Origin of the sequence: Streptosporangium pseudovulgare (genome assembly GCF_014648055.1) — a bacterium.
Taxonomy (GTDB): domain Bacteria; phylum Actinomycetota; class Actinomycetes; order Streptosporangiales; family Streptosporangiaceae; genus Streptosporangium; species Streptosporangium pseudovulgare.
The window spans coordinates 1-23,959 of the sequence record NZ_BMQJ01000010.1; the positions used below are offsets into that span (position 1 = coordinate 1).

Genomic DNA, 23,959 nt, shown 5'->3' on the forward strand with positions numbered 1-23,959 from the left:
CCCTGACCCCGTCGCGCGGCGACCGCCGCACGACCGCCACCACCACCGCAGAAAGAACGGAAGGACATCATGAGCAAGGTCTGGCTCGTCACCGGCTCGTCGCGCGGCCTCGGCCGCAACTTCGTCGAGGCCGCCCTGTCCCGCGGCGACAGGGTGGCCGCGACCGCCCGCAGCACCGCAGGCTTTGACGAACTGGTCGCCGCCCACGGCGAGGCGGTGCTCCCGCTGGAGATGGACGTGACCGACAAGGCCGCGGTCTTCGAGAGCGTGAAGCGGGCCAGGGAGCACTTCGGCCGCCTCGACGTCATCGTCAACAACGCCGGCTACGCCATGATCGGCGCGATCGAGGAACTGACCGAGCAGCACCTGCGCGACCAGCTGGAGACCAACCTGTTCGGCGCGGTGTGGGTGATCCAGGCCGCACTGCCCCACCTGCGCGAGCAGGGCGCGGGCCACATCATCCAGATGTCCTCGGCCGCCGGGCTCATGGCGTTCCCGCTCGGCGGCGCCTACCACGTCTCCAAGTGGGCCGTGGAAGCCCTGAACGAATCCCTCGCCCAGGAGGTCACCGACTTCGGCATCAAGGTGACCATCATCGAGCCCGGCGGCTTCGCGACCAGGAACGGCAAGAACCCCGATCCCCTCGACAACGGCCACATGGCCCAGCCCGACCCGGCCTACGACGGCCTTCGCCGGCGCATCGCCGGCATCGCCGGAAAGCAGCCCGCCGGCGACCCGGCCGCCGCCGCCCAGACCCTCCTCAAAATCGTCGACTCCGACGACCCGCCCCTGCGCGTGCTCTTCGGGCAGGGCTTCTACCCCATGATCCAGCAGGCCTACGCCGACCGGCTCAAGACCTGGGCCGACGGGCAGGACCTCTCGGCCCAGGCTCACGGCGACCTCGACCAAGAAGACCGCTGACCCAGGGACGAGTCAACTCACCGAGAGCAATCGAACCGAAAGGAGCGACACATGAAGCACCGCATCGTCGTCCTCGGCGCCGGCTACGCCGGGGCCTACGTGGCCGGGAACCTGGTTCGCCGGCTGTCCCCGGCGGACACCGAGATCACCGTGGTCAACGCCGTGCCGGACTTCGTCGAGCGGCTGCGGCTGCACCAGCTCGCGGCCGGCCAGAAGATCGAGGCTCCCAAGCTCGCCGACGTCTTCGCGGACACCGGGATACGGCTGTGCCTGGCCCGGGTCACCGCCGTCGACCCCGAGCGCCAGGCCGTCGCCATCGCCGACGCCGGCGGCGGCGGCGACGAACTCGGCTACGACACGCTCGTCTACGCGCTCGGCAGCCACGGCGACGTCGAAGGTGTCCCCGGCGTGGCCGAGCACGCCTTCGACATCGCCGGCAGGCCCTCGGCGCTGCGCCTGCGCGAACGCCTCGACAGCCTGGACGGGCGGGGCGAAGGCGGAAGCGTGGTGGTCGTCGGTGACGGGCTGACCGGCATCGAGACCGCCACCGAGCTCGCCGAATCCCGGCCCGGCCTGTCGGTGACGCTCATCGCCCGCGGCGAGCTGGGCGCCCGGCTCTCCAGCGGAGCCCGCAACCACCTGCGCCAGGCCTGCGACCGGCTGGGCGTCACCGTCCTGGAGCACACCAGCGTCGAAACCGTCGAAGCGACGCGCGTGCTGTGCGCCGACGGCACCGCCCTGGCATCCGACGCGACCGTGTGGACGGCCGGGTTCGCGGTCAGCCCCATCGCCGCCGCCGGCGGGCTGGAGGTCGCCCGGAACGGGCAGATCATCGTCGATCGGACCATGCGGTCGGTCTCGCACCCGAACGTCTACGCCATCGGCGACAGCGCCTACGCCATCGGCGACAACGGCCGGCCGTTGCCGATGTCCTGCGCGTCGGCCGGCTCCACCGGCCGGCAGGCCACGGACGCGATCGTGGGACGCCTGACCGGCGGCAAGATCGCGAACGCCAAGCTGGACTACCCGGGCAACCACATCAGCCTCGGGCGGCGGGACGGGATCCTGCAGCCGGTGAACGACGAAGCGCAGGCGAAGCCGACGTACGTGGGCGGCCGGAAGGCCGCGCGCATCAAGACGGGCATCCTGAAGCTCTCGCTGTGGGCCACCTCGCACCCGACCTTCGGCCTGCCCAAGCGCAAGCACCGCCTGACCGCCGCGCCGGACGCGTCCGCCGAGAAGGCGGTCGCGTAGCCGCCCGGGAGCTGTTTCTCAGATCATCCGGCTGCGCACCTGATCTGAGAAACAGCTCCTAGCGGGGCCGCTCCCCGGGCAGCTGCTCGGTGAGGAAGGCGCGCAGCGGCGCCACGTGCCGCACCGGGTCGCGCCAGGTGGCCTGCAGGTCCTCCAGCAGGTGCCGCTCGGCGACCTGCTCGCCGTCCCGCCACACCCGCACGACCGGGTGCAGGAACGCGCTCTCGTGCGCCCGCTCCGGCGTCGGGTGCCGCCGGATGGCGAAGACGTCGGGCTGCTCCTGCCGTCCCCACCGCAGGGTGACCGTGAGGCACAGCCCCTCGCCGCCGAACCTGCCGACCGCGTAGTCCTCCGGCAGGTCGGTGTGGCGCCGGACCCGCCCGGTCCGCTCGTCGAGCACGTAGACGTCGCAGAGGTACTCGAACTGGGTCCACAGCGCCGAGCTGTGGTTGACCCGGTCCAGGATGTCGCCGGCCAGCGTCTCGGCGTCGGCCGGCAGCCATCGCTCCTCCAGCGGCACCCCCTCGTAGCGCTCGGCCAGCAGGGCGGCCAGGGTCCGCAGGTTGTAGCGGAAGCCGTCGATGAACGCCGAGGAGGCGCGCTTGAAGTCGCGGGCCTGCATCAGGGTGCCGGCGAAGTACAGGCCGTCGACGTTGGCCGACCGGAAGTCGGGGCGGATCGCCGGCATGCGGCCGTTCGGGGCGAGGTCCGGACGGCAGGAGTCGTCGAAGACCGAGGTGTCCATGGTGAACCCGGTGCAGCGCAGCACCCGGTCGTACTCCAGCGTCGCCCGCTCGCCCTCGGCGAGGGTGTAGGTGATCTCCACCTCGAACCGGTCGCCCACGCGCCGGATCCGGTCGACCTCGCACTCCAGCACGCCGTGCAGCGTCTTGAACCAGTAGCTGTCGAGCAGCGCGCCGTACTGGCCGCGCACGTGGCCCGGGTGCTTGCTCGTCCAGGCCAGCCGTACCGGGCTGGGGCTGGCCAGGTGGATGACGGCGGCGTGGCCGAGCATCGACTGCGCGGTCTCGAACGCCGAGTTGCCCTTGCCGATGATCAGCACCCGCTGGTCGGTGAAGTCCTCGCCGCGGACCGGCATCTCCTCGTAGCCGACGGCCAGCTCGATCCCGGGGATGTCCGGCACGTACGGCCCGCCCCAGCCGGTCGCCATGATCAGGCACTCGGCCCGGAACACCTCGCCCCCGGCGTGTACGGCGAAGCGCCCGTCCTCCTCCCGGGCGATCCGCTCGACGGAGACGCCGAAGGCGACGTTGAGCTTGTGCTCGCGCTGGAAGTCGCCGAGGTAGCGCACCAGGTCGCCGGCGCCGGGGAAGTACTCGCGCGAGTAGCGGGGGAACAGCAGGTCGGGGGAGTCGTTGAGCAGGGAGTTCCAGTCCCAGCGCAGGGCGATCTCCGGGTCGTCCTGGCCGGTGTGGACCTTGTTCAGTGAGATCAGCCTGCGGTGGCGCGGGTAGTGGCGGAAGAATCCGCCCGGCGCGTCCTCGCGCTCCAGCGTGAGGTAGTCGGCGCCGGCGCGCTCCAGGAAGTAGCTGAGCTGCAGCCCCCCGGGCCCGGCGCCGACGATCAGGTAGCGGTGGACGTGCCCGCCGGGCGCCGTCACGGCCGCGGGCCCGAGTGCTCGGCGGCGGGGGTGGTGCTCCCGTAACCGTGGGTGACGATCTGCTCGGCCACCGCCGCGTACGCCTCCGGGTCGTCGGGGGCGTGGGTGCCGAGCCCGTCGACGTAGCGGTTGAACATGCAGAACGCCGCGGCGATCAGCACCGTGTCGTGGATCTCCAGGTCCGACGCGCCCTCGGCGCGGGCGGCGGCGACGTGCTCGGCGGAGACCTCCTTCCCGCCGCGTTGCACGGCCGCGGCGATGTCCAGCAGCGCCCGCAGCTTCGGCGAGACCGGCGCGGTGGCCGGGTCCTCGCATGTCCGCCTCACCAGCTCCATCCCCTCGGGGAGCTGGGCGGCGGCGAACGCCGCGTGCGAGGAGTGACAGAAGCGGCAGCGGTTGAGCGACGACACGTACGCCGCGATCAGTTCGCGCTCCCCGCGCGACAGCGTGCTGTCCCCGCGCAGCAGGATCTCGGCGAGCCCGTTCAGCGGGGCCGCGGTCTCCGGGCGGAACCGGAACAGGCCCCTGATCCCCGGATCGTCGGTGGGGAGGGCGATGTGGGGCATGGACACTCCTCGTGCCGGCGTGGCCGGGGCATCGTGGTCGGGGTGCATCACGCGCCGCCGACGGAACGTTCCGTCCGGCGGACGCCCTCATGATCGGCACGTGCCCGCCGCGCTGTCAACGACCCGTCCCGTCTTATCCGCCTTCCCGGCTCTTTCCCGCCGTTTTCCCGGGATCATTTACGGGCGTTATTCAAACTGCTTTATGGTGTGACTCTTTTCCGGGGAGACGTCGGTGTCCTGCGGTGCTTCTGATGACTCTTGCCGCTTTTGCCCGAGTGACGTACCGTCACCGGCGCCCCCCCTTTTCATCCTCGTCACCTCGGGGAATTCGACCCTGCCGAAAGAGGAGCGCCATGTCCGAACACCCCAACGCCGGCGTCGTGCGCAGCGCCTACGACGCTCTCGCGAAGAACGACCTCGACCACGTCCGTGACAACCTGCTCGCCGACGACGTGGTCTTCCACGTTCCGGGCCGGGGCGCGCTGGCCGGCGACCACCGCGGCAAGGAGGAGGTGATCGGCTACCTCCAGCGGCTCGGCGAGGTCACCAAGGGGGCGCTGCGGTTCGAGCCGGAGGCGTTCCTGGCCGACGACGACCGGGTGGCCGCGATCCTGCGCGTCGTCGGCGAGCGCGGGGGCAGGGTCCTGGACGAGCGCGGCGTGCACGTCTTCCGCGTCGCCGACGGCAGGATCACCGAACGCTGGAGCTTCCCGCAGGACTCCTACGCGGTCGACGAGTTCCTCGCCTGAGGCGCCGTCTCTCCTTTCCGGTTCTCCCGCCCCGGGGGTCTTCCCCGGGGCGTGCGGCGCGGGGGACGTGTGGCGGACGTCCCCCGCGCCGCGCGGTCTCCTCGGTGTCTCGCGGGCGGGCGGACGGCGGGGCGACGGGGAAGGCGTCATCCCCTCGAACCGTCCGATCCGCGTGGACCTCTCCGTTCCCTCGGAGCTCCCGTGGCGTCCTCCTTTCCTCCCGGCATCCCCTCTCCTTTCTTTCTCCGTCCTCTCCTCTCTTTTCCGCTCGTCTTGTTTCTCTTCCGCCGGCGCGCCTCTCCTTTCTTCTCCTCCCGTCATTTCCTTCGCGTCCTTTCCCTTCTCTCCTCCTTCCGCCGGCGTGCCCGGTCAGGCCTGGGCCTGGCGCAGCGCCTCGGCCAGGACCGTCACGTAACCCCCCTTCATCCGGGCCCGCGCCGCGTAGGCGGCCGGGTCGTCGGGGGCGTGGGTGCCGAGCCCGTCGACGTAGCGGTTGAACATGCAGAACGCCGCGGCGATCAGCACCGTGTCGTGGATCTCCAGGTCCGTCGCGCCCTCGGCGCGGGCGGCCGTGACGTGCTCCTCGGTGACGTGCCTGCCGCCCTCCTGCACCGCGCCGGCGAGGCGCAGCAGCGCCTTGAGCTTGGCCGGGACGGGCGCCGACTCCGGGTCGGCGCAGACCGCCTGCACCAGCGGCATCCCCTCGGGCAGCCGGACGGCCGCGAGGGCGGCGTGGGTGTAGCAGCAGAACCGGCACTCGTTGCGCGCCGACACGTACGTCGCGATCAGCTCCCTCTCCCCCTGGGTGAGGGTGCTCTCCCCGCGCAGCAGCACGTCCACCAGCGCGTTCAGCGGCAGGGCCGTCTCCGGGCGGAACCGGAACAGCCCCCGCACCCCCGGCTCGTCGGAGTTGAGCGTGATGTAGGCGCGGGATCTCTTCTTTCCCGGCCGGGTGAACCGGATCAGCCGTAACGGGTCGCTACCGATTCCGGCGCCTTTTCTCGCGGACGCCACCGCCTTCTTCGCGGGAATTTCCACGAGTTCCGCGGAAGTGGTCTGGACTGTCATCCCCTCATCCCTGTCTCCGGTTTTCCGGTGCGTTCTCGCATTTACAACTCTGCGCTTCCGGAAGGCCCCGTTCCAGGCTTTCGCGGGGCAGCAAGCTGCTCGTTCCCCGCCGTTTCCTGTCACGGAACGGCGCTTGACAGTCCGTACGGCCCCGCCCGCGGCCGGCGGCCGGGCGGGATGATCCACCGGCTCGCCGATCCCCCTGGAATCCGTCAAATCTCCAGAAAATGGGTTGAAACGTGCGAAAGGGGAACGGTTGAAGGGGAAGGCGCCCTCCGATCTTCGCGGCCCCGGGCGCACGAGGGGGACCACGCCGGGCGGTGTGCGCGCCGCCCGCCGCGTTCCGGCGCGGAGGGGGAGGACGAGGCGCGGACCGTCCGGAGGCCGGGCGGTCCCCAGCGAAACGGATCTGGAAAATGGACGAAACGGATGAGGTTCGGGGGATGGCCCTTCCGCTGGCGGAAGCGGCCGACCTCGACCCTCTTCTCGACCGCATCGGCGACGCCCGGTGCGTGCTGATCGGCGAGGCGACCCACGGAACACACGAGTTCTACGCCTGGCGGGCCGCGCTGACCCGCCGCCTCATCGAGGAGCGCGGCTTCTCCTTCGTGGCGGTGGAGGGCGACTGGCCGGACTGCTGGGACGTCCACCGCTCGGTCACCCTCGCCCGGGGGGCGCCGGAGGACCCGCAGATGGTCCTGGACGCCTACCGCCGCTGGCCCACCTGGATGTGGGCCAACGCCGAGACCTCACGCTTCTGCCGCTGGCTGCGGGCCCGCAACGCGGCCCTGCCCGCCGGGGAGCGGGCGGGCTTCTACGGCCTGGACGTCTACAGCATGTGGGAGTCCCTGCGGGCCATCATGCTCTACCTGCACGAGCACCACCCCGAGTACACGCACCACGCCGTGGAGGCCTACCGCTGCTTCGAGCCGTACAACGAGGACCCGCACGCGTACGCCCACGGCACGCGACTGGTGCCCGAGGGGTGCGAGGACGAGGTGATCGCCCTGCTGAGCGAGGCCCGGCGGACCGTCCACGCCGAGGCCGCCGACCCCGCCGAGGCCCTGAACGCCCGGCAGAACGCCGAGGTGGTGGCCACCGCCGAGGAGTACTACCGGTCGATGATCAACGGCGGCGCGGAGTCGTGGAACATCCGCGACACCCACATGGCCGACACCCTCGACCGCCTGCTGGACGCCCACGGCGACGGCGCGAAGGCGGTCGTGTGGGCCCACAACACCCACATCGGCGACGCCAGGGCCACCGACATGGCGCACGGCGGGATCATCAACCTCGGCCGGCTCGCCCGGGAGCGCCACGGCCGGGAGAACGTCGTGCTGGTCGGCTTCGCCACCGCCTACGGCGAGGTGGTCGCGGCCCCCTCCTGGGGGGCGCCCATGGAGGTCATGACGCTGCCCCCGCCGCCCCGCGACAGCCTGGAGGGACTGCTCTGCGACACGGCGACCGACCTCGACCACCGCGCCCTGTTCATCTTCTCCGACCAGCCGGACGCGCACTGGCTGACCACCTGGCACGGTCACCGCGCCGTCGGGGTGGTCTACGACCCGATCCGGGAGCGGCGCAACTACGTGCCCAGCATGATGGGCGACCGCTACGACGCGCTGCTGTGGATCACCCGTACCTCGGCTCTGCAGGCGCTGCACATGGAAAGGGAGCGCCGGGGCGAGCTGGAGACCATGCCCACGGGCGTCTGACGTCCGGCGTCCGGAAGCGCCCGGCGGCCCGCGGGGCTCACCGGGCGCTCCCGGCGGGGCGCGGCGGCGTCAGGCGCCGGCCGCGGTGATCACCTCCGAGACCAGGCCCGGCGAGGTGACCTGGCGGGCGTACTCGGGCCGGCGCAGCTCGCCGCCCATGAACGGGTGGGGGTTGCGGTGCGTCGCCGGGCTGGGCGCGTCCACCAGCGCCGCGAAGTGGATCTCCCGCGCCCCCGTCGCCTCGACCACGCGGCCGACGTTGCGCGGGGTGATGCCGCCGCCCGGCATCACGACCAGGCGGTCGCCGGCCCGCTCGACCAGCGAGGCGATCAGCGGCGCGCCCTCCAGCGCCGTGATGTCCTGGCCGGAGGTGAGCACCCGGTCCACGCCCAGGCCGGCCAGCGTCTCCAGGGCGGCGAACGGGTCGGCCGTCATGTCGAAGGCGCGGTGGAAGGTGACCGACAGGTCCCCGGCGGCGCCGATGAGCCGCTTGGCGACCTCGGTGTCCACCTCGCCCGACGGGGTCAGCGCGCCGATCACCACGCCCTGCGCGCCCGCGTCGCGGATGGTGGCCACGTCGCGCTCCATGGCGGCGATCTCGTGCTCGTCGTAGATGAAGTCGCCGCCCCGGGGGCGGATGATCACATGGACGCGGATCGAGGAGACCGCGGCCAGGGTCGCCTCGACGGTGCCGAGCGTGGGGGTCAGGCCGCCGTCGAACAGGGCCGAGCACAGCTCCACCCGGTCCGCCCCGGCCTGCTCAGCCGCCAGCGCGCCCGCCGTACTGTCAATGCAGATTTCATACTTAAGACTCATTTTTCCCCCAAAGTACGGATCTCGCCGACGGGGACGCCGCCGCCGAGCACCGGAACGTTCTCGAACCCGGCCGCCGGAGCCACGTCGGCGCCCGCGGCCCGCAGCGCGGCCAGCGCGATCACCGTGGTGGCCCGCGGGCTGCCGTCGATGACCTTGACCGCCGCCGCGTGCCCGCTGCCGAGCGCCGCCACCAGCACGCCCTCGGCCCCGCCCTTGACCACCGCGCCCGGCAGCGCCCGCATCAGCGTCGTGTTGACGTGGCCGTCGCCGCCGACGTACTCGGGGTGCTCGCGCATCGCGTCGGCGACCGCGCGCGGCGCCGCCCCCTCCGGCGCGGTCACCAGGGCCCGTGCCGCCCGGGCCAGCCCGGTCAGCGACAGCCCGAACAGCGGGGCGCCGCACCCGTCCACGGCGACGTGGGCGCTCTCCTCGCCCGACAGCTCCTCGACCGCCTCGCGGACCCGGCGCTGCAGCGGATGACCCGCGTCGAGGTAGGAGGCGGTGTCCCAGCCGGAGGCCACCGCCGCCATGAGCATCGCGGCGTGCTTGCCCGAGCAGTTCATCCGCTCGCGGGAGGGTCCCTGCCCGGCCCTGATCATCGCGTGCCGGGCGGCCTCGTCCTCCGGCCAGTCGGCGGGACAGCCCAGGGCGTCGAACCCGAGCCCGGCCTCGCCGAGCATCTCGGCGACCAGCCGTACGTGCGCGTCCTGACCGGTGTGGCTGCCGGCGGCGATGGCCAGGCTCGGGCCGCGCAGCGCGGCGCCCGACAGCAGGCAGGCCAGCGCCTGGAACGGCTTGGCCGACGAGCGCGGCAGCACCGGCGCGTCCGGCCGGCCCAGGGAGACGGCGACCTCGCCGCCGGGCCCCAGGGCCACGGCGCTGCCGTAGTGGACGCTCTCGACGAACCCCGAGCGCACCACCTCGGCGAGCGCGACGAAACCGGACCGCCCGACCGGGGACGGACCCCCGGCGGACGTGGCGGGCACGGCGGTGTGCGGGTTCCCGGCGGACGCGGACCCGGTCGGGGACGGGTCTGCGGCGGCTTCACACACGGGCGAATCTCCTTCGGGGCGGGCGGACGCCCGGCCGGCGGGCCTCCAGGACGCGGGCGAGTTTGGACAGCGACGCGTTGACCACGAGGTAGATCAGCGCGACGACGATGTAGGTCTGGATCAGCAGGCCGTTGTAGGTCGCCAGGACCTTGCCGCTGTAGAGCAGCTCGGCGTAGCTGACGACGAAGCCGAGCGAGGTGTCCTTCAGCAGGCCGACCGACTGGCTGACGATCGACGGCAGCACGCGCCGGGCCGCCTGCGGCAGCACGATCATCCGCATGGTCTGGCCCGGGGTCAGCCCGACCGCCAGGCCCGCCTCGCCCTGGCCGCGCTCGACCGACAGGATCCCGGCCCGGAAGATCTCGGCGAACGCCGCCGCGTTCGACACCGCCAGCGGCACCGTGAGCTTCCAGAACAGCGGCAGGTCCAGCCCGTAGCGGGGCAGAGCGAACAGCACGACGTAGACCAGCAGCAGCGCCGGGATCGTCCGCACCGCCTCCACGTACGCGGCGGCGGGCAGGCGGACCCAGCGGCGCCGCGACAGCCGGCCCATCGCCAGCGCCAGCCCGGCGGCCATCGCCAGCGCGGCCGAGACGACCGCCGCCAGCGCCGTGGACCACAGCCCCGACAGCAGGTAGCGCCACATCGGCCAGGTCGCGTACGGCTGCCAGCGCGCCGCGTCGAGCTGCCCGTTGGCCGCGAACTGCCGTACGGCCAGCGCCAGCAGGGCGAGCACCGCGACGGTCCCCGCCACGGTCGCGATCCGGATCCGGCGACGGGCGCGGGGACCGGGCTCGTCGAACAGCAGGTTGCTCATCGGACCATCCCCAGCCGCCGTTCGAGCCGCCCGGTGACGAACCCGGCGCAGGCGGCGATCAGCGCGTAGGCCAGGCCCGCCCCGACGAAGATCGGGATGGGCTGGGCCTCCGCGAGGTTCACCCGGTTGGCGGCGGCGGTCAGGTCCACCACGCCGACCGCCGCGGCGAGCGAGGTGTTCATCGTCAGCGCGATGAAGACGTTGCCGAGCGGCTGGATCACGGTGCGCAGCGCCTGCGGCAGCACCACGTGGCGCAGCGACTGGCCGAAGCTCAGCCCCAGCGCGCGGGCCGCCTCACCCTGCCCGGCGGAGACCGCGTTGACCCCCGAGCGCAGCGCCTCGGCGATGTAGGCGGCCTCGTACAGGGCGATCACCACGACGGCCGTCGTCAGCAGGCCGGCCTTGATCCCGATCTCCGGGAGCCCGAAGACGGCCAGGACCAGCAGGACCAGCAGGGGCAGGTTCTGGAAGGTCTCCACGTACGCCGTGCCGATCGCGCGCAGCACCCCGACCGGGCTGACCCGCATCGCGGTGATCACGAGCCCGACCGCCGCGGCGCCGGCGAACGACGCCGCGGTGAGCTGGAGGGTGACCAGCAGCCCCTCCCAGAACTCGGGCAGGTGGTCGAGGACGGCCGACATCAGGAGCCCGGCACCGAGCCGATCTGCGGCGGCGCCGGGGCCTCACCCTGCACGACCGTGCCGAGGGAGTTCTTCCAGATCCGCTGCCACAGCCCGGAGCTCTGGGTCTTGGTCAGCCAGTCGTTGACGAACTTCTTGAACTGGTCGTCGCCGTGCTTGAGGCCGATGCCGTACGGGTCGCTGGTGAACGGCTTGCCGACGACCTGGATGGACGGGTCCTTCTGCGCGTCGGCCACCAGCAGCGTCTCGTCCTGGACGTAGGCGACGCCGCGGTCCTGCTTGAGCGCCTGCACGCACTCGGGGTCGCTGCCGAACGTCACGATCTTCGCCTGCGGCGCGGCCTTCTTGATCGCGGGAATGGCCGGGGTGTTGGCGCCCGCGATGACGGTCTTGCCGTTGAGGTCCTCCGGCTTGGTGATGCCGGTCGTGTCCTTCTTCACCGCGATGCTCAGACCCGAGGAGTAGTACGGCCCGGCGAAGGAGACCTGCTCGGCCCGCTCCGGGGTGATCGTGTAGGTCTGGAAGACCACGTCGACGGTGCCGTTGGCCAGCAGCGCCTCCCGGGTCTCCGACGCCGAGTTGACGATCTTCACCTTGGGCTCGCCGATGATGTACTTGGCCAGCGCCTTGCCCATGTCGGCGTCGAAGCCCTCGATCTCGCCGCTCACCGGGTTCTGCTGCGACAGCAGCGGAGCGTCCAGCGAACCGCCGACGATCAGCTCACCCCGCTTCTTGATCTTCTCCATCGTGGAGCCGGGGAGGATGTCGGCCGCCGCCGCGACCGGCGCGTCGGCGAGCAGATCACCGGCCTTGGGCTCGCCCGGCACCGCCGGGGCGGCCGAGTCGGTGCCCGAACAGGCCGACAGACCGATCATCGACACGGCGGCGACAGCGGCCACCCGCTTCAGGGAGACCATCGGGCCCACCATCCTTTGCGATCAGTGCGTGAGTACCTTGGCCAGGAAGTCCCTGGCCCGGTCCGTCTTGGGGGCTTCGAAGAAGGCGTTCGGCTCACCGGTCTCGACGATCCGGCCGCCGTCCATGAACACCACCCGGTCGGCCGCCCGGCGGGCGAAGCCCATCTCGTGGGTGACGACGACCATGGTCATGCCGTCGGCGGCGAGCCCGACCATCACGTCAAGGACCTCGCCGACCATCTCCGGGTCGAGCGCCGAGGTGGGCTCGTCGAAGAGCATCACCTTGGGCCGCATGGCCAGCGCCCGGGCGATCGCCGCGCGCTGCTGCTGGCCGCCCGACAGCTGGGCGGGCAGCTTGCCGGCCTGCTCGGCGATGCCGACGCGCGCCAGCAGCTCCCGGCCGGTCCGCTCGGCCTCGGCGCGGGTGACGCCGCGCACCTTCATCGGCGCGAGCATCACGTTCTCCAGCACGGTCTTGTGCTGGAAGAGGTTGAAGGACTGGAAGACCATGCCCACGTCGGCCCGGAGCCGGGCCAGCTCGCGGCCCTCGACCGGGGCGGGCACCCCGTCGATGAGGATCTCGCCCGAGCCCGCGCTCTCCAGCCGGTTGAGGCAGCGGCACAGCGTGGACTTGCCGGACCCCGAGGGGCCGATCACCACGACGACCTCACCCCGAGCCACCTCGAGGTCGACGTCGTGCAGCACATGGTGATCGCCGAACCATTTGTTCAGCCCTTTGACCTGGATCATCGCCAACTTCCTTCGAAATCGAAGACAAGCCGGAACGTAATGGATGATTCTGGCGGAAGTCAACACGTTGCCGTAGTAAGTCAGGCCGTGGTATTCCTTCTGCCATGACAGGCAAAGAGAGGTTGCCCGTGCGGGGCGCCCAGGGCGACCTCCTGCGCCTCGTCGCCACCGGCCAGGCCGAGTCGCGCGCCGAACTGTCCCGCCTCTCCGGGCTGGCGCCCTCCAGCGTCTCCCTCCGCGTCGAGGAACTCCTCGACGCCGCGCTCCTCGTCGAGGAGGGCGCGGGCACCTCGCGCGGCGGGCGGCGGCCCCGGCGGCTGCGCGTCAGCCCCACCGCGGGGCTGCTCGCCGTCGCGGACCTCGGCGCCCACCACGCCCGCCTGGCCCTGCTCGACCTCAGCGGCGTCCCGCTCGTCGTCGAGGAACGCCCCTGCGACATCGCCCTGGGCCCGGAGGCCACCCTCGACTGGATGGCCGCCGCCTTCGACGACCTGCTGCGCTCCCACGCTCCGCCCGGGGTCCCGCTGCGCGGCGTCGGCACCAGCGTTCCCGGCCCCGTCGACCCGGCCACCGGCCGGGTGGTCTCCCCCTCCCGCATGCCGGGCTGGAACGCCTTCCCCGTCGCCGATCACCTCGGCGCCCACTACGACCTGCCCGTCCTCGTCGAGAACGACGCCAACCTCATGGCCGTCGGCGAGGCCCGCGCCTGGCCCGGCTGCGACAACCTCATGGTGCTCAAGGCCGGCAGCGGCATAGGGTGCGGCCTGATCGTCGAGGGCCGCCTGCACCGGGGCAGGGGAGCGGCCGGCGACATCAGCCACGTCCGGGTCCGCGCCGACTCCTCGGCCATGTGCTCCTGCGGACACCCCGACTGCCTGGAGGCCTACGCCAGCGGCGCCGCGCTGATGGGCGCGCTCGCCGACCAGGGCTTCGCCGTGCACCGGCCCGCCGACGTCGCGGCGCTCGTCGCCGACGCGGTGCCCGAGGCCACCGCCCTGGTGAGGAACGCCGGCCGCCTCATCGGCGAGGTGCTGACCGTACTGGTCAACTTCATCAACCCCGACGCCATCGTGGTCGGCGGCAGCCTGTCCGGCGCCGAGCCGCTCATCTCGGCGGTCCGCGCCGCCGTCTACGAACGGTGCCTGCCGCTGGCCACCCGCGACCTGGAGATCGCCGTCACCCGCACCGGCCCCGACGCCGCGCTGCTCGGCGCGGGCTCACTGCTCCTGGACGCCGTCCTCGCCTGACCCCCGCGGCCCGTCAGAGCTGTCCCGCCGCGACGGGCGGGGAGGTGAGCATGCCGAGCCTGCCGGCCAGCACGCCCGCCTGGAACCGCGAGGTGGCGCCGATGTCCTGCATGATGCGGGCGACGTAACGGCGGTAGGTGCGCACGGAGACGCCCAGCTCGCGGGCGGCGGCCTCGTCGGTGTGCCCGCCGGCCAGATACGTCAGCACGTGGGAGGTGAACCGGTCGTCGTCCATGTCGAGGTGGCGGGGGGCGGGGGAGGCGGTCGCCCAGATGGTGTCCAGCAGCGTCTGGAGCGCTCCCGCGATGATGGGCTGGTGCAGGATGATCGCGTAGTCGCGGTCCGGCCGGGAGCCGTGCACGATCGCCGCGTTCCCGTCGACGATGATGATCTCCTCGCGGGAGCACTCGGCCACCCGCAGCTCCACCTCGGGGGTCACGGCCTCGGCGAACCAGCCCTTGCGGGTGATGCCCACCGAGTCGGGCGACCACAGCAGCCGCACCCGCACCCCGCGCCGGACCACCGCCTTGAGCGAGCCGTTCATCACCTGCAGGCAGGCGGGTGACATCCGCTGCTGCGGCAGCACCGCCACCAGCTCACGCTGCGCGGTCGCGGTCAGCTCCTCCGCCGCGGCCAGCACCGACCGGTCGGTCGGCGCGATCCGCACCATGAGGGGCTGCGGCTCGCCCACCCCCGACCGTGACATGGCCGTCGCCAGCAAAGAATGCGCCTGGCGCAACACCTGTGCCAGGTCGCTGGGCTCACTGCTCAGCGGCGTTTCCGCCATACGGGCTCCCTCTGTTCCTGCTCGCCCGGCATCGGCGCAGGGGAAAGCCGACGGCGGTGCGCCGTCACGTCGGAAACTTCCCCCCAGGCCCTGCCGAACCCTCACCATCCTGAGCTCACCGCCAACATACTCACATTTTCATGGATAGACGCACACCGGGCATCAGGTCCAAATTGTTAAATCTTGGAGAAGTGTCGGGCTTTCCTCCCGAGCAATGCTCCGCATTCACGGCCGGGGCCCAAGAAGGGTGACATGTATCCCGATGATTCGGTCTGGCCGAAACTCTCCTTACGAAGCGAACCGGTTTCGCCCCGCCGCCCGCCCCCGGCATGCGAATGGTTTATACATAAACTATTTAATGTGAAATTCCCCGCGCGCGGAACGTCGGGGACGCGGAAAGCGGGATCGGGCTCCGGCTCTTTCCCCGGACGCGGGCCGCCCCACCGGGTTTCCCGCGCCGGCGCAAGAGGCGTGGCAGCTTCTTGTCACGCCGCGCCGTGAAACGTCCGGATACTTTACGTTTCCGGGCATGACCGCTCAGCCCGCCGTCGCGGCCGGAGAACAGGCGACACGCGACTCCAGGCGATGGCTCGCCCTCGCCGTCCTGGTCGTGGCCCAGCTCACCGTGTGGCTGGACAACACGATCCTCAACGTCGCCCTCAGCACGCTGGCCGACCCGGTGCGCGGCGTCGGCGCCTCACCCAGCGAACTGCAGTGGAGCATCAGCTCCTACACGCTGATCTTCGCGGCGCTGCTGTTCACCGGCGGCGTCATCGGCGACCGGCAGGGGTACCGGGCGACGCTCGTGCTGGGAATGCTGGTCTTCGGCGCGTCCTCGGTCTGGGCGGCCTACGCCGGAGGCGCCGAGACGCTGATCGTCGCGCGCGGCGTCATGGGCCTGGGCAGCGCGCTGGTCATGCCGGCCACCCTGGCGATCATCAACCAGACCTTCGACGGCAAGGAGCGGGCGACCGCCGTCGCCGTCTGGTCGGGCTCCAGCGGCCTGGCCATCGCGGCCGGTCCCCTGGTCTCCGGCGCGCTGCTGGAGCACTACTGGTGGGGCTCGATCTTCCTGGTGAACGTGCCGTTCGTGCTGCTGGGCATCGCGGGCAGCTACGCCTTCATCGCCGGCGGCAAGACCGCCAGGCGGTCCAGGTTCGACCCGCTGGGCATGATCCTGTCCACCGCCGGCCTGTTCGCCCTGGTGTACGGGGTGATCGAGGGCGGCCACCAGGGCACCTGGGCGACGCTCGGCGTGCTCGGCCCGATCGCCCTCGGCGTGCTGCTCCTTCTGGCGTTCGTGCTGGTGGAGCTGCGCCTCCGCGAGCCCAGCTTCGACATCCGGCTGTTCCGCGACGCCGGGTTCACCGGGGGGAGCGTGTCGGTGATGCTCACCTTCTTCGGGCTCACCGGCACCATGTTCTACTCCAACCTCTACCTCCAGGGCGCCCGGGGCCTCTCGCCGCTGGAGTGCGGCCTCACCCTCGCGCCGGTGGCCGCGGGCGTCATCATCGGCGCCCCCCTGTCGGCGGTGCTGGTACGCAGGTTCGGCATCCGGCCCGTCGTGGCCACGGCGATGCTCGTCGCCGTGATCACCTTCTACGCCTACGTCTGGTTCGACATCGACACCCCGCTGGGCTGGTTCGCCCTGCTGATGGTGGTGCAGGGCCTGGCCCTGGGCGCGGTGATGGCCCCGACCACCGAGGCGATCATGGCCTCCCTGCCCCCGGAGCGCTCCGGCTCGGGCTCGGCGGTGAACAACGCGATGCGCCAGATCGGCGGCGTCCTGGGCGTCGCGGTGCTGGGCTCGGTCCTGTCGATGACCTACTCCGGCGACGTGGCCGGTAAGCTGCCCCCGCTGCCGGAGCCGGCCCGCGCCGCGGCCGAGGAGTCCGCCGAGGCCGCCCGCGCGGTCGCCGCCCAGGTACGGCTCCCGCAGCTCGCGGACATCGCCGACGCGTCGTTCGTCCACGCCATGCACGTGACGACCGTCGTGGGCGCCGCCGTCTCGCTGGCGGGCGTCTTCGTGGTGGTCTTCTTCTTCCGCGGCCGGCGCGGCCGGGCGTGACCTTCCGGCCGCCGCCGTCCCGCATGCGGCGAGCGGCCTTTCCCGCCGCTTTCCCCGGTCTCCGCACCGCCTCACGGCGACCGCCCCGCGACTCAGCGCGCCGCCCTTCCCCGGCGGTTGAGAAATCCTTCTGATTCCCCGCCGGCCGGTAATACATTTTCCTGGCCCGCACGGCCCCGTCCGGCTCCTTTCACGGAGCCGGCCGGGGCCTTTTCGCGTTTCACGGAGCGGGCGCATCCGGGAAATTCTTACAATTCACCTTTCTTGTCCGTCATGGATTTCTGTCGATTTCGCGATCCGCTGTCAGGAATATGCCACCGAACCGCCGCGGATGGCAGCTTGCGGAAAGGGGACGCCTGCCCGGTCCATCGCCGGATTACTCTCGGGACGTCCATTCAAATCGGGACTTCGGAGAAACCCATGACGGCGATGGTGGAAGAGCGCGTTTCCCGGATCAAGGAGATCGTCTGCGACATCCTCGAGATCGAACCCGAGGAGGTGACGCAGACCAGCCTGTTCAAGGAGGACCACAACGCCGACTCGCTGCGTGCGATCGAGATCCTCGCCTCCCTGGAGAAGGAGTTCGACGTCACCATCGACCAGAGCGAGCTGCCCCGCATGGTCAACATCGAGGGCGTCTACGCGGTCGTCGCCGAGAGCGCCGGCTGGAACTGACATGACCGAGACGGCCAATCGGGTAGTGATCACCGGGCTGGGCGTCGTGTCCAGTATGGGTCTCGGCGTGGACGCGTTCCTGGCCGGCCTGCGCGCCGGCCGGAACACCGCCCGTCCCATCACCGCCTTCGACACGACCGGGTTCGACCACGCGAACGGCTGTGAGATCACCGGATTCGCCGCCCGGGACTGGATCCGCACGCTGAACCCCGACGAGCTCGGTCGCGCCAGCCAGTTCGCGGTGGCCGCGGCGCGGATGGCCATCGACGACGCCTCGCTGCCCGTGGAACGGCTGCGCGGATCACGGTCGCTGGTGACCATCGGGACCACCGACGGGGAGTCGCGCGACCTCGACAGCCTGGTCGAGACGGAGGTCGGCCAGGGCCCGCAGGCGATGGACCCGGTGGTCGCCCGGCGGGTCCCCGCCGGGCGGCTGTCCGCGGCCGTCGCCCGGGAGTTCGGGCTGACCGACACCGAGGCCGTCACCATCCCGACGGCCTGCTCGGCGGGTAACTACGCCATCGGCTACGGCTTCGACGCGGTGCGCGGCGGCGAGGTCGACTTCGCCCTCGCTGGCGGGGCGGACGCGCTGTGCCGCAAGACCTTCACCGGTTTCTACCGGCTCGGCACCATCGCGCCGGAACGCTGCCAGCCCTTCGACGCCGACCGCAAGGGCATCCTCACGGGCGAGGGCGCCGGCGTGCTGCTGCTGGAGAGCGAGCGCTCGGCGCTGGCGCGCGGCGCCCGCATCTACGCCGTCGTGCTCGGATACGGCCTGAGCTGCGACGCAGACCATCCGGTGGCCCCCAACCAGTCGAGCGTGGCCAGGTGCATGCGGCTGGCGCTGGACAACTCCGGGGTCAAGCCGGAGGAGGTGGACCTCATCTCCGCGCACGGCACCGGCACCAAGGCCAACGACGTCACCGAGGCGGGCGCCATCCACCAGGTCTTCGGCGACCGGCCGCCGCGCACCGTCTCCCTCAAGTCCATGATCGGCCACTCGATGGGGGCCGCCAGCGCCCTGGCGTCCATCGGCTGCGCGCTGGCGATCACCGAGGGGTTCGTCCCCCCGACGATCAACCACGAGCGCACCGACCCCGAGATCGACCTGGACTGCGTGCCCAACACGGCGATCGACGCCGACCTGACCGTGGTGCAGAACAACGGCCTGGCCTTCGGCGGCAACAACGCGGTGACCATCTTCGGCAAGTACCCGGAGCGTGCGGCGTGACGTGGCTGGTGACCGGAACGGGCGCGGTGTGCAGCGTGGGCAGGGGAACCGGCGAGGTGTTCGAGGCGCTGTGCGCCGGCCGGAGCGGGCTGGCGGGGCTGCGGTCGTTCCCCCGCGACAGGTTCCGCGTCACCCACGCCTACGAGATCGACGACCGCCCGGAGGGCGGGGACGACCTTCCCGGCCGGGCCACCGGCTGGCTGCTCGACGCCGTCGCCGAGGCCCTCGCCGACGCGGGCGTCGGCGAGGACCTGTCGGAGGTGCCCGTCCTGGTCGGCACGGGGCTGCGGGAGCTGCGCTCGGCCGAGCTGTGGTGGAACCGCGCCGGGCGCGGCGGGACCGTACCCGATGAGACGGGCGACCTGGCCCGCCTGCACTTCGGCACCGCCCTGCGCGAGCGGTTCGGCGCGACGGCGACCTACACGTTCTCCAACGCCTGCTCGGCGTCGCTCTACGCGCTCGCCCTGGCCACCGACCTTCTCGCCACCGGCGGCGCCGAGACCGTGGTGGTCGCGGGCGTCGACGGGATCACCACCAGCATGCACGGCCTGCTCGACCGCGTGCACGCCGAACCGCCCGACGCGGTCCGGCCGTTCGACCGGATGCGCAGGGGCGTGCTGATGGGGGAGGGCGCCGCGGCCGTCGTGCTGCGCGCGTCCGGCGGCTCCGGCGCCGGCCGGGCCCCCGCCGCGCGCGGCCTGCTGCGTTCGGTCGGCGTCTCCTGCGACGCCTTCCACGTCACCGCCCCCGACCCGAAGGGGATCGCCGGCGCGGTGCGCCAGGCGCACGCCCGCGCCGGCATCAAGCCCTCCGACGTCGACCTGGTGATGCTGCACGGCACCGGCACCCTGCTCAACGACGAGGCCGAGGCCATCGCGATCGCCGAGGTGTTCGCGGAGTGGGCGGGCAAGCCGATGATGACCGCGGTGAAGTCCATGACCGGCCATACCTCCGGAGGGTCCGGGCTGCTGGGCCTGGTGACGGCCGTCCGCGCCCTCGCCGAGGGCCGCGTGCCGCCGACCGTCGGCCTGAACGAGCCGGTGGCCGAGGCGGCGGGCTTCCGGTTCGTCCGCGACCGCGCCGAGCCGGCGGAGATGTCGCTGGCGCAGGTCAACGCCTTCGGCTTCGGCGGGGTCAACGCCGTGGCGATCGTTGAGAGGACCGCATCGTGATCGGCGTCATCGGCATCGGGGCCGCGCTGCCCGGCGTCTCCACGGCGGACGGGCTCGCGGCGGACGGGTCCACGGCGGACGGATCCGCGACGGAGGACACCGGACCGGGCGCGCCGGTCGAGCCCGCGGCCCGCATCGGCCGCAAGGGCCTGCGCTACAAGGACCGCGCCACCCAGCTCGGCCTCGTCGCCGCGCACGACGCGCTGGTGGACGCCGGGCTGTGGGCGGACGGCGCGCTGACCGTCCCCGGCGAGGACGTCGCCGTCCTGGCCAGCTCGAACCTGGGCAACCTGGACACCGTCTGCGCCGTCTCGGCGACCATCGAGGACGAGGGCGTCGTCGGCACCAGCCCGATGGACCTGCCCAACGCCTCCAGCAACGTCGTCGCCTCCAGCATCGCGATCAGGTTCGGTCTCAGGGGGCCCAACCTGATGGTGTGCAACGGCGCCACCTCGGGCCTGGACGCCGTCCACTGGGCGGCGACCGTCCTGCGGGCCGGGCGCGCGGAGTACGCCCTGGTGGTCGGCGTCGAAGTCGCCAACACCGTGACCGAGCGCTACACCGGCACCGCCGGCCTGCTCGACGGCGCCGCCGGGGTGGTGCTGCGGGCGGGCCGGCACGGCGTGCCGCTGGGCCGCTACGCCCGCCGCGGAAGCCTCGCCGAGTCCGTCGCCGGCGTGCTGGAGGAGGAGGCCGGCACCTGGTTCGTGCCCGAGGGCTTCCGGGGCGAGGCGCCGCTCGCGGGCCTCGCCAAGGCCGCGCGCAGGGACCTCGCCGAGCCGTTCGGCCGGTGCGGCGGCGCACTGGGCGTCATGCAGTGCGCCGCGGCCGCCGGCCTGCTGCGCGCCGGCGCCGACACGCCGGTGCTGGTCAGCAACGACGGCCACGAGGCGGCGGCGAGCATGCTCCTGCTGCCCGCCGGGGGTGCGGCGCGATGACCGACCTGGACGAACCGGTGATCGTCCGCAGGGCGCGCCCGGCCGGCGACCCGGCGGAGCACCGCCCGGTCCGCGTGCTGCTGATGCACGGCCTGGCGAGCAGCGGCACGAGCTGGGAGCGGTTCGTCCGGCTGGCCTCCGGCGACTGCGAGCTGTGGGTGGCCGAGCTGCCCTGGCGCGGCGGCGGCGTCCCCGGCTGGGCCGAGCGGGACGACGTGGGCCGGTGGGCCGCCGAGGCGATGGCCCGGGTGCCCGGCGGCGCCGACGTGGTGGTCGCCCACTCCTTCGGCGCGAACACCCTGCTGGCCCACCTCGCCGCGACGGCCGACCTGCCGCGCGCGGTCGTGCTGGTCTCGCCGTTCTACCGGCCCTCCGCCGACGACTTCGACTGGGCCGCGATCGACTACTACCTCAACGAGTTCCACCGCATCCTCGCCGACGGGATCCGGGTCCGCTCCGGCGGCAGGCTCGAACCGCGGCTCCAGACCGACATGGCGCTGAAGGTCCGGGAGAGGGTCGGGCCGTACGGGTGGGTGCGTTTCTTCGACACCTACCTGCGCACCCCGCACCTGCCGCTGGCCGGGATCGACGTGCCGTGCCTGGTGGTGGCGGGCGAGACCGACTTCGCGGCGTTCCCCGCCGACGCGATCGCCCTGGCCGGGGCACTGCCCGACGCCCGGGCGCACGTGGTCGCCGGCTGCGGCCACTTCGTCATGGCCGAGCGGGCCGAGGAGTTCGCGGCACTGGTCGACGGGTTCCTCCGCGACATCCTTCACGACCGAGCATTGGAGTCCCTCACGTGAGCATCGACCTTCAGACCGCCGTCAAGGCGCTGCGGACGGACACCACCACGGTGACGCTGCGTCCCCGCTACGAAGGCAACAACATCAACACCTGGATCGGCTTCAAGCACGTGAACTACCTGGTCGAGGAGGCGGTGCTGGAGCACTTCCGCGCCGCCGGCCTGCCGTCCAGGCTCCTGTTCGAGGAGTACGGCCTCGGCCTGGAGATCACCGAGATCGACACCCGCATCCTCAACGCCTTCCACCTCGACGACGTCGCCGTGGCCACGATCACCCCCTCAGGCGACGGCCTCGCGTTCAAACTGGTCGTCGCCAAGGAGGGCGGCACCGGCAAGGACGTCACCTCCAAGGTGAAGGTGACGCTGCGCCGCGAGACCTACGTCTCCCCGGAGGACACCGTGCCCGCCGAGCTGGCGCCCTTCGCCGTCGACCGCATCGGCGGCACCGGGACCGGGCCCGCCGCCGGGGACGACGTGCTCGCCGGGCTCACCGAGGGCCGCAACGCCTACGGCTGGAAGTGGCGCATCCCCTACCCCTACTGCCACAACAACGAGCGCCTGCAGATGTCGGGCTACCTGCGGCTGATGGAGGAGGTGGTCGACCGCTTCCTCGCCGACCGCGGCATCTCCATCAAGACCCTGCTCGACGAGCGCAGGTGGATCCCGGTCGTCCCGCGCTCGGGGATCGTCCAGCTCGACGAGGCGTGGATGGAGGAGGACCTCTACATCGTCTACACCGTCGAGGAGATCTTCAAGGACGTCACCTACACCTCCCGGATGGACACCTACGTCGTCCGCGACGGCGAGCTGGTGCGCACCGCCACCGGCACGATCACCCACGGGTACGCGGTCTTCCACGACCGCAGGGACTGGAGCCTCGTCAACTTCGACGAGCGCGTCCTCGCGGCGCTGCGGGGCCGGCCGGCATGACCGTGCTCATCACCGGCCTGGGCGTGCTGTCCTGCACGGGAGCCGGGACCGACGCCTTCTGGGCGGGCATGCGGGCCGCCCGCAGCGCCCCCCGCCGCGCGGCCGACCCGCACGCCGACATGGAGCACCCGCTGATGTACTCCGTACCCGACGCCGACGTGCCGGCCGACCCGGCCGAGTGCGACGGGCTGCCGCTGGGCGACGCGTCGAGGTACGCGCTGGCCGCCGCCGCCGAGGCGCTGGCCGACGCGGGGCTGGGCGCGGGGCCGGACGCGACGCTGGACGCGGTGGCCGACCCGTCGCGCGTCGCGGTGGTGGTGGGCACCGGCATGGGCGACTCGGGCCTGCACGAGCGCTGGCACCTCGACGGCGCGCCCCCGGGCACCCGGTGGGCCCCGGTGTTCTCACCCGCCGCCGTGATCGGCGCCCGGTTCGGAGCCTCCGGCGCCAACACCAGCGTCAGCAACGCCTGCGCCGCCAGCGGCTTCGGCCTGTCCATCGCGGCCGACCTGATCCGCTCCGGCGAGGCCGACGTGGTCATCGCTGGAGGCGTCGAGGCGTACTCCCGGGTGGCTCTCGGCTGCTTCAACCGGCTGGGCGCCATCGACCCGCTGCGGTGCCGGCCCTTCGACCGCGAGCGCGCCGGAACGGTCTTCGGCGAAGGCGCGGCGATCCTGGTGCTGGAGTCGGCCGAGCACGCCGAGGCCCGCGGCGCGGCCAAACGCTACGCGGCCCTGGCGGGCGCGGGCTGGAGCTGCGACGCCTACCACTCCACCGCGCCGGAGCCGGGCGGCGGCCAGATCGCCCGCGCGATGCGCCAGGCGCTGGACGACGCCGGGATCAAACCCGCGGACGTCGGCGCGGTGATCCCGCACGGCACCGGCACCCAGCTCAACGACGTCGTGGAGAGCGGCGTGCTCACCGAGGTGCTGGGCCCCGAGGGGCCGCCGCTGTACAGCCTCAAGGCCCTCGTCGGCCACACCGGCGGCGCGGCGGGCGCGCTGGCCGCCCTCGCCGGGGCGCTGATCATCGCCAACCGGCAGATCCCGCCGAGCGTGCCGCGGGGCGAGCCCGACCCGCGGTGCCCGGTCCTGCTGCCGGACGCGCCGGTGCCGCTGGAAGGGTCGTCGGTCCTGGTGAACGCCTACGCCTTCGGCGGCAACAACGTCTCCCTCGTGCTTCAGGAGGCCGGCTCGTGAACAACGTCTCCCTCCTGTTCCAG

At 72.3% G+C, this 23,959-nt stretch carries 23 protein-coding genes; 13 read left to right on the forward strand and 10 right to left on the reverse strand.

Annotated features, from left to right (window positions below):
* The first annotated feature begins 69 nt into the window (after positions 1-69).
* Together IEZ10_RS20000 and IEZ10_RS20005 are read left to right on the forward strand one after the other, a co-directional pair.
* Positions 70-921 carry an SDR family NAD(P)-dependent oxidoreductase gene (locus IEZ10_RS20000; protein ID WP_189248038.1) on the forward strand — a complete coding sequence of 284 codons (852 nt, stop codon included), beginning with the start codon at positions 70-72 and terminating at the stop codon, positions 919-921.
* 51 nt (positions 922-972) lie between these two features.
* Positions 973-2,175: an NAD(P)/FAD-dependent oxidoreductase gene (locus tag IEZ10_RS20005; RefSeq protein WP_189248039.1), complete on the forward strand. Its 1,203-nt coding sequence runs from the start codon at positions 973-975 to the stop codon at positions 2,173-2,175.
* A 58-nt stretch (positions 2,176-2,233) separates the two neighbouring features.
* On the opposite strand, the gene IEZ10_RS20010 is transcribed toward IEZ10_RS20005, so the two are convergent.
* On the reverse strand, positions 2,234-3,796 hold the full coding sequence (locus IEZ10_RS20010) for an NAD(P)-binding domain-containing protein (RefSeq protein WP_189248040.1): 1,563 nt from the start codon (positions 3,794-3,796) through the stop codon (positions 2,234-2,236).
* Positions 3,793-4,362, reverse strand: a complete 570-nt coding sequence (locus IEZ10_RS20015) for a carboxymuconolactone decarboxylase family protein (protein WP_189248041.1) — start codon at positions 4,360-4,362, stop codon at positions 3,793-3,795. Before IEZ10_RS20015 ends, IEZ10_RS20010 begins: the two co-directional genes overlap by 4 nt.
* Before the next feature lie 353 nt (positions 4,363-4,715).
* Here IEZ10_RS20015 and IEZ10_RS20020 point away from each other — a divergent pair, with 353 nt between their 5' ends.
* Positions 4,716-5,111, forward strand: a complete 396-nt coding sequence (locus IEZ10_RS20020; protein WP_189248042.1) for a nuclear transport factor 2 family protein — start codon at positions 4,716-4,718, stop codon at positions 5,109-5,111.
* Positions 5,112-5,480: 369 nt separating this feature from the next.
* Here IEZ10_RS20020 and IEZ10_RS20025 read toward each other — a convergent pair whose 3' ends face one another.
* Positions 5,481-6,179 (reverse strand): carboxymuconolactone decarboxylase family protein, encoded by a 699-nt coding sequence (locus IEZ10_RS20025; protein WP_229811446.1) that lies wholly within the window; start codon positions 6,177-6,179, stop codon positions 5,481-5,483.
* Between the two features lie 443 nt (positions 6,180-6,622).
* Between IEZ10_RS20025 and IEZ10_RS20030 the strand changes: the two genes are divergently transcribed.
* Positions 6,623-7,894: an erythromycin esterase family protein gene (locus IEZ10_RS20030; protein ID WP_189248043.1), complete on the forward strand. Its 1,272-nt coding sequence runs from the start codon at positions 6,623-6,625 to the stop codon at positions 7,892-7,894.
* Between the two features lie 69 nt (positions 7,895-7,963).
* On the opposite strand, the gene IEZ10_RS20035 is transcribed toward IEZ10_RS20030, so the two are convergent.
* Genes IEZ10_RS20035 through IEZ10_RS20060 form a run of 6 tightly spaced genes read right to left on the reverse strand, consistent with a single transcriptional unit; the run spans position 7,964 to position 12,887 of the window.
* Positions 7,964-8,710, reverse strand: coding sequence for a copper homeostasis protein CutC (locus IEZ10_RS20035; RefSeq protein WP_189248044.1), 747 nt, complete (start codon positions 8,708-8,710; stop codon positions 7,964-7,966).
* The gene (locus IEZ10_RS20040) at positions 8,707-9,696 is read right to left on the reverse strand and encodes an asparaginase (RefSeq protein ID WP_189248271.1); all 990 of its coding nucleotides are present in this window, start codon (positions 9,694-9,696) and stop codon (positions 8,707-8,709) included. The genes IEZ10_RS20035 and IEZ10_RS20040 overlap by 4 nt, the downstream gene beginning before the upstream one ends.
* 58 nt (positions 9,697-9,754) lie before the next feature.
* Positions 9,755-10,579 carry an amino acid ABC transporter permease gene (locus IEZ10_RS20045; RefSeq protein ID WP_189248045.1) on the reverse strand — a complete coding sequence of 275 codons (825 nt, stop codon included), beginning with the start codon at positions 10,577-10,579 and terminating at the stop codon, positions 9,755-9,757.
* A complete protein-coding gene (locus IEZ10_RS20050) occupies positions 10,576-11,220 on the reverse strand; it encodes an amino acid ABC transporter permease (protein ID WP_179827502.1) in 645 nt (214 codons plus the stop codon). Before IEZ10_RS20050 ends, IEZ10_RS20045 begins: the two co-directional genes overlap by 4 nt.
* Entirely contained in the window at positions 11,220-12,137 is a 918-nt protein-coding gene (locus IEZ10_RS20055; protein WP_189248046.1) for a glutamate ABC transporter substrate-binding protein, read from the reverse strand. The genes IEZ10_RS20050 and IEZ10_RS20055 overlap by 1 nt, the downstream gene beginning before the upstream one ends.
* A 21-nt stretch (positions 12,138-12,158) precedes the next feature.
* Positions 12,159-12,887, reverse strand: a complete 729-nt coding sequence (locus tag IEZ10_RS20060; RefSeq protein ID WP_179827506.1) for an amino acid ABC transporter ATP-binding protein — start codon at positions 12,885-12,887, stop codon at positions 12,159-12,161.
* A gap of 104 nt (positions 12,888-12,991) precedes the next feature.
* On the opposite strand from IEZ10_RS20060, the gene IEZ10_RS20065 reads away from it, so the two are divergent.
* Positions 12,992-14,134, forward strand: a complete 1,143-nt coding sequence (locus IEZ10_RS20065; protein WP_229811447.1) for an ROK family protein — start codon at positions 12,992-12,994, stop codon at positions 14,132-14,134.
* Between the two features lie 13 nt (positions 14,135-14,147).
* On the opposite strand, the gene IEZ10_RS20070 is transcribed toward IEZ10_RS20065, so the two are convergent.
* The gene (locus tag IEZ10_RS20070) at positions 14,148-14,921 is read right to left on the reverse strand and encodes a helix-turn-helix transcriptional regulator (RefSeq protein ID WP_189248047.1); all 774 of its coding nucleotides are present in this window, start codon (positions 14,919-14,921) and stop codon (positions 14,148-14,150) included.
* Between the two features lie 529 nt (positions 14,922-15,450).
* Between IEZ10_RS20070 and IEZ10_RS20075 the strand changes: the two genes are divergently transcribed.
* The 8 genes from IEZ10_RS20075 (at position 15,451) to IEZ10_RS20110 (ending at position 23,936) form a co-directional block, all read left to right on the forward strand.
* Positions 15,451-16,989, forward strand: coding sequence for an MFS transporter (locus IEZ10_RS20075; RefSeq protein WP_189248048.1), 1,539 nt, complete (start codon positions 15,451-15,453; stop codon positions 16,987-16,989).
* Between the two features lie 420 nt (positions 16,990-17,409).
* Positions 17,410-17,664: an acyl carrier protein gene (locus tag IEZ10_RS20080; protein ID WP_189248049.1), complete on the forward strand. Its 255-nt coding sequence runs from the start codon at positions 17,410-17,412 to the stop codon at positions 17,662-17,664.
* Between the two features lies 1 nt (position 17,665).
* On the forward strand, positions 17,666-18,895 hold the full coding sequence (locus IEZ10_RS20085) for a beta-ketoacyl-[acyl-carrier-protein] synthase family protein (RefSeq protein ID WP_189248050.1): 1,230 nt from the start codon (positions 17,666-17,668) through the stop codon (positions 18,893-18,895).
* Entirely contained in the window at positions 18,892-20,067 is a 1,176-nt protein-coding gene (locus IEZ10_RS20090; protein WP_189248051.1) for a beta-ketoacyl synthase N-terminal-like domain-containing protein, read from the forward strand. Before IEZ10_RS20085 ends, IEZ10_RS20090 begins: the two co-directional genes overlap by 4 nt.
* Positions 20,064-21,005 carry a beta-ketoacyl synthase N-terminal-like domain-containing protein gene (locus IEZ10_RS20095; protein ID WP_229811448.1) on the forward strand — a complete coding sequence of 314 codons (942 nt, stop codon included), beginning with the start codon at positions 20,064-20,066 and terminating at the stop codon, positions 21,003-21,005. Before IEZ10_RS20090 ends, IEZ10_RS20095 begins: the two co-directional genes overlap by 4 nt.
* Entirely contained in the window at positions 21,002-21,808 is an 807-nt protein-coding gene (locus IEZ10_RS20100; RefSeq protein WP_189248052.1) for an alpha/beta fold hydrolase, read from the forward strand. Before IEZ10_RS20095 ends, IEZ10_RS20100 begins: the two co-directional genes overlap by 4 nt.
* Entirely contained in the window at positions 21,805-22,737 is a 933-nt protein-coding gene (locus tag IEZ10_RS20105) for an acyl-CoA thioesterase family protein (protein ID WP_189248053.1), read from the forward strand. Before IEZ10_RS20100 ends, IEZ10_RS20105 begins: the two co-directional genes overlap by 4 nt.
* The gene (locus tag IEZ10_RS20110) at positions 22,734-23,936 is read left to right on the forward strand and encodes a beta-ketoacyl synthase N-terminal-like domain-containing protein (RefSeq protein WP_189248054.1); all 1,203 of its coding nucleotides are present in this window, start codon (positions 22,734-22,736) and stop codon (positions 23,934-23,936) included. Before IEZ10_RS20105 ends, IEZ10_RS20110 begins: the two co-directional genes overlap by 4 nt.
* Positions 23,937-23,959: the final 23 nt, after the last annotated feature.

Coding starts and splice junctions, on each gene's coding strand:
- IEZ10_RS20000 (WP_189248038.1), top strand. CDS start 70: ATGAGCAAGGTCTGGCTCGTCACCGGCTCGTCGCGCGGCCTCGGCCGC.
- IEZ10_RS20005 (WP_189248039.1), top strand. CDS start 973: ATGAAGCACCGCATCGTCGTCCTCGGCGCCGGCTACGCCGGGGCCTAC.
- IEZ10_RS20015 (WP_189248041.1), bottom strand. CDS start 4,362: ATGCCCCACATCGCCCTCCCCACCGACGATCCGGGGATCAGGGGCCTG.
- IEZ10_RS20020 (WP_189248042.1), top strand. CDS start 4,716: ATGTCCGAACACCCCAACGCCGGCGTCGTGCGCAGCGCCTACGACGCT.
- IEZ10_RS20025 (WP_229811446.1), bottom strand. CDS start 6,179: ATGACAGTCCAGACCACTTCCGCGGAACTCGTGGAAATTCCCGCGAAG.
- IEZ10_RS20030 (WP_189248043.1), top strand. CDS start 6,623: ATGGCCCTTCCGCTGGCGGAAGCGGCCGACCTCGACCCTCTTCTCGAC.
- IEZ10_RS20035 (WP_189248044.1), bottom strand. CDS start 8,710: ATGAGTCTTAAGTATGAAATCTGCATTGACAGTACGGCGGGCGCGCTG.
- IEZ10_RS20045 (WP_189248045.1), bottom strand. CDS start 10,579: ATGAGCAACCTGCTGTTCGACGAGCCCGGTCCCCGCGCCCGTCGCCGG.
- IEZ10_RS20050 (WP_179827502.1), bottom strand. CDS start 11,220: ATGTCGGCCGTCCTCGACCACCTGCCCGAGTTCTGGGAGGGGCTGCTG.
- IEZ10_RS20055 (WP_189248046.1), bottom strand. CDS start 12,137: ATGGTCTCCCTGAAGCGGGTGGCCGCTGTCGCCGCCGTGTCGATGATC.
- IEZ10_RS20060 (WP_179827506.1), bottom strand. CDS start 12,887: ATGATCCAGGTCAAAGGGCTGAACAAATGGTTCGGCGATCACCATGTG.
- IEZ10_RS20065 (WP_229811447.1), top strand. CDS start 12,992: ATGACAGGCAAAGAGAGGTTGCCCGTGCGGGGCGCCCAGGGCGACCTC.
- IEZ10_RS20070 (WP_189248047.1), bottom strand. CDS start 14,921: ATGGCGGAAACGCCGCTGAGCAGTGAGCCCAGCGACCTGGCACAGGTG.
- IEZ10_RS20075 (WP_189248048.1), top strand. CDS start 15,451: ATGACCGCTCAGCCCGCCGTCGCGGCCGGAGAACAGGCGACACGCGAC.
- IEZ10_RS20080 (WP_189248049.1), top strand. CDS start 17,410: ATGACGGCGATGGTGGAAGAGCGCGTTTCCCGGATCAAGGAGATCGTC.
- IEZ10_RS20085 (WP_189248050.1), top strand. CDS start 17,666: ATGACCGAGACGGCCAATCGGGTAGTGATCACCGGGCTGGGCGTCGTG.
- IEZ10_RS20100 (WP_189248052.1), top strand. CDS start 21,002: ATGACCGACCTGGACGAACCGGTGATCGTCCGCAGGGCGCGCCCGGCC.
- IEZ10_RS20110 (WP_189248054.1), top strand. CDS start 22,734: ATGACCGTGCTCATCACCGGCCTGGGCGTGCTGTCCTGCACGGGAGCC.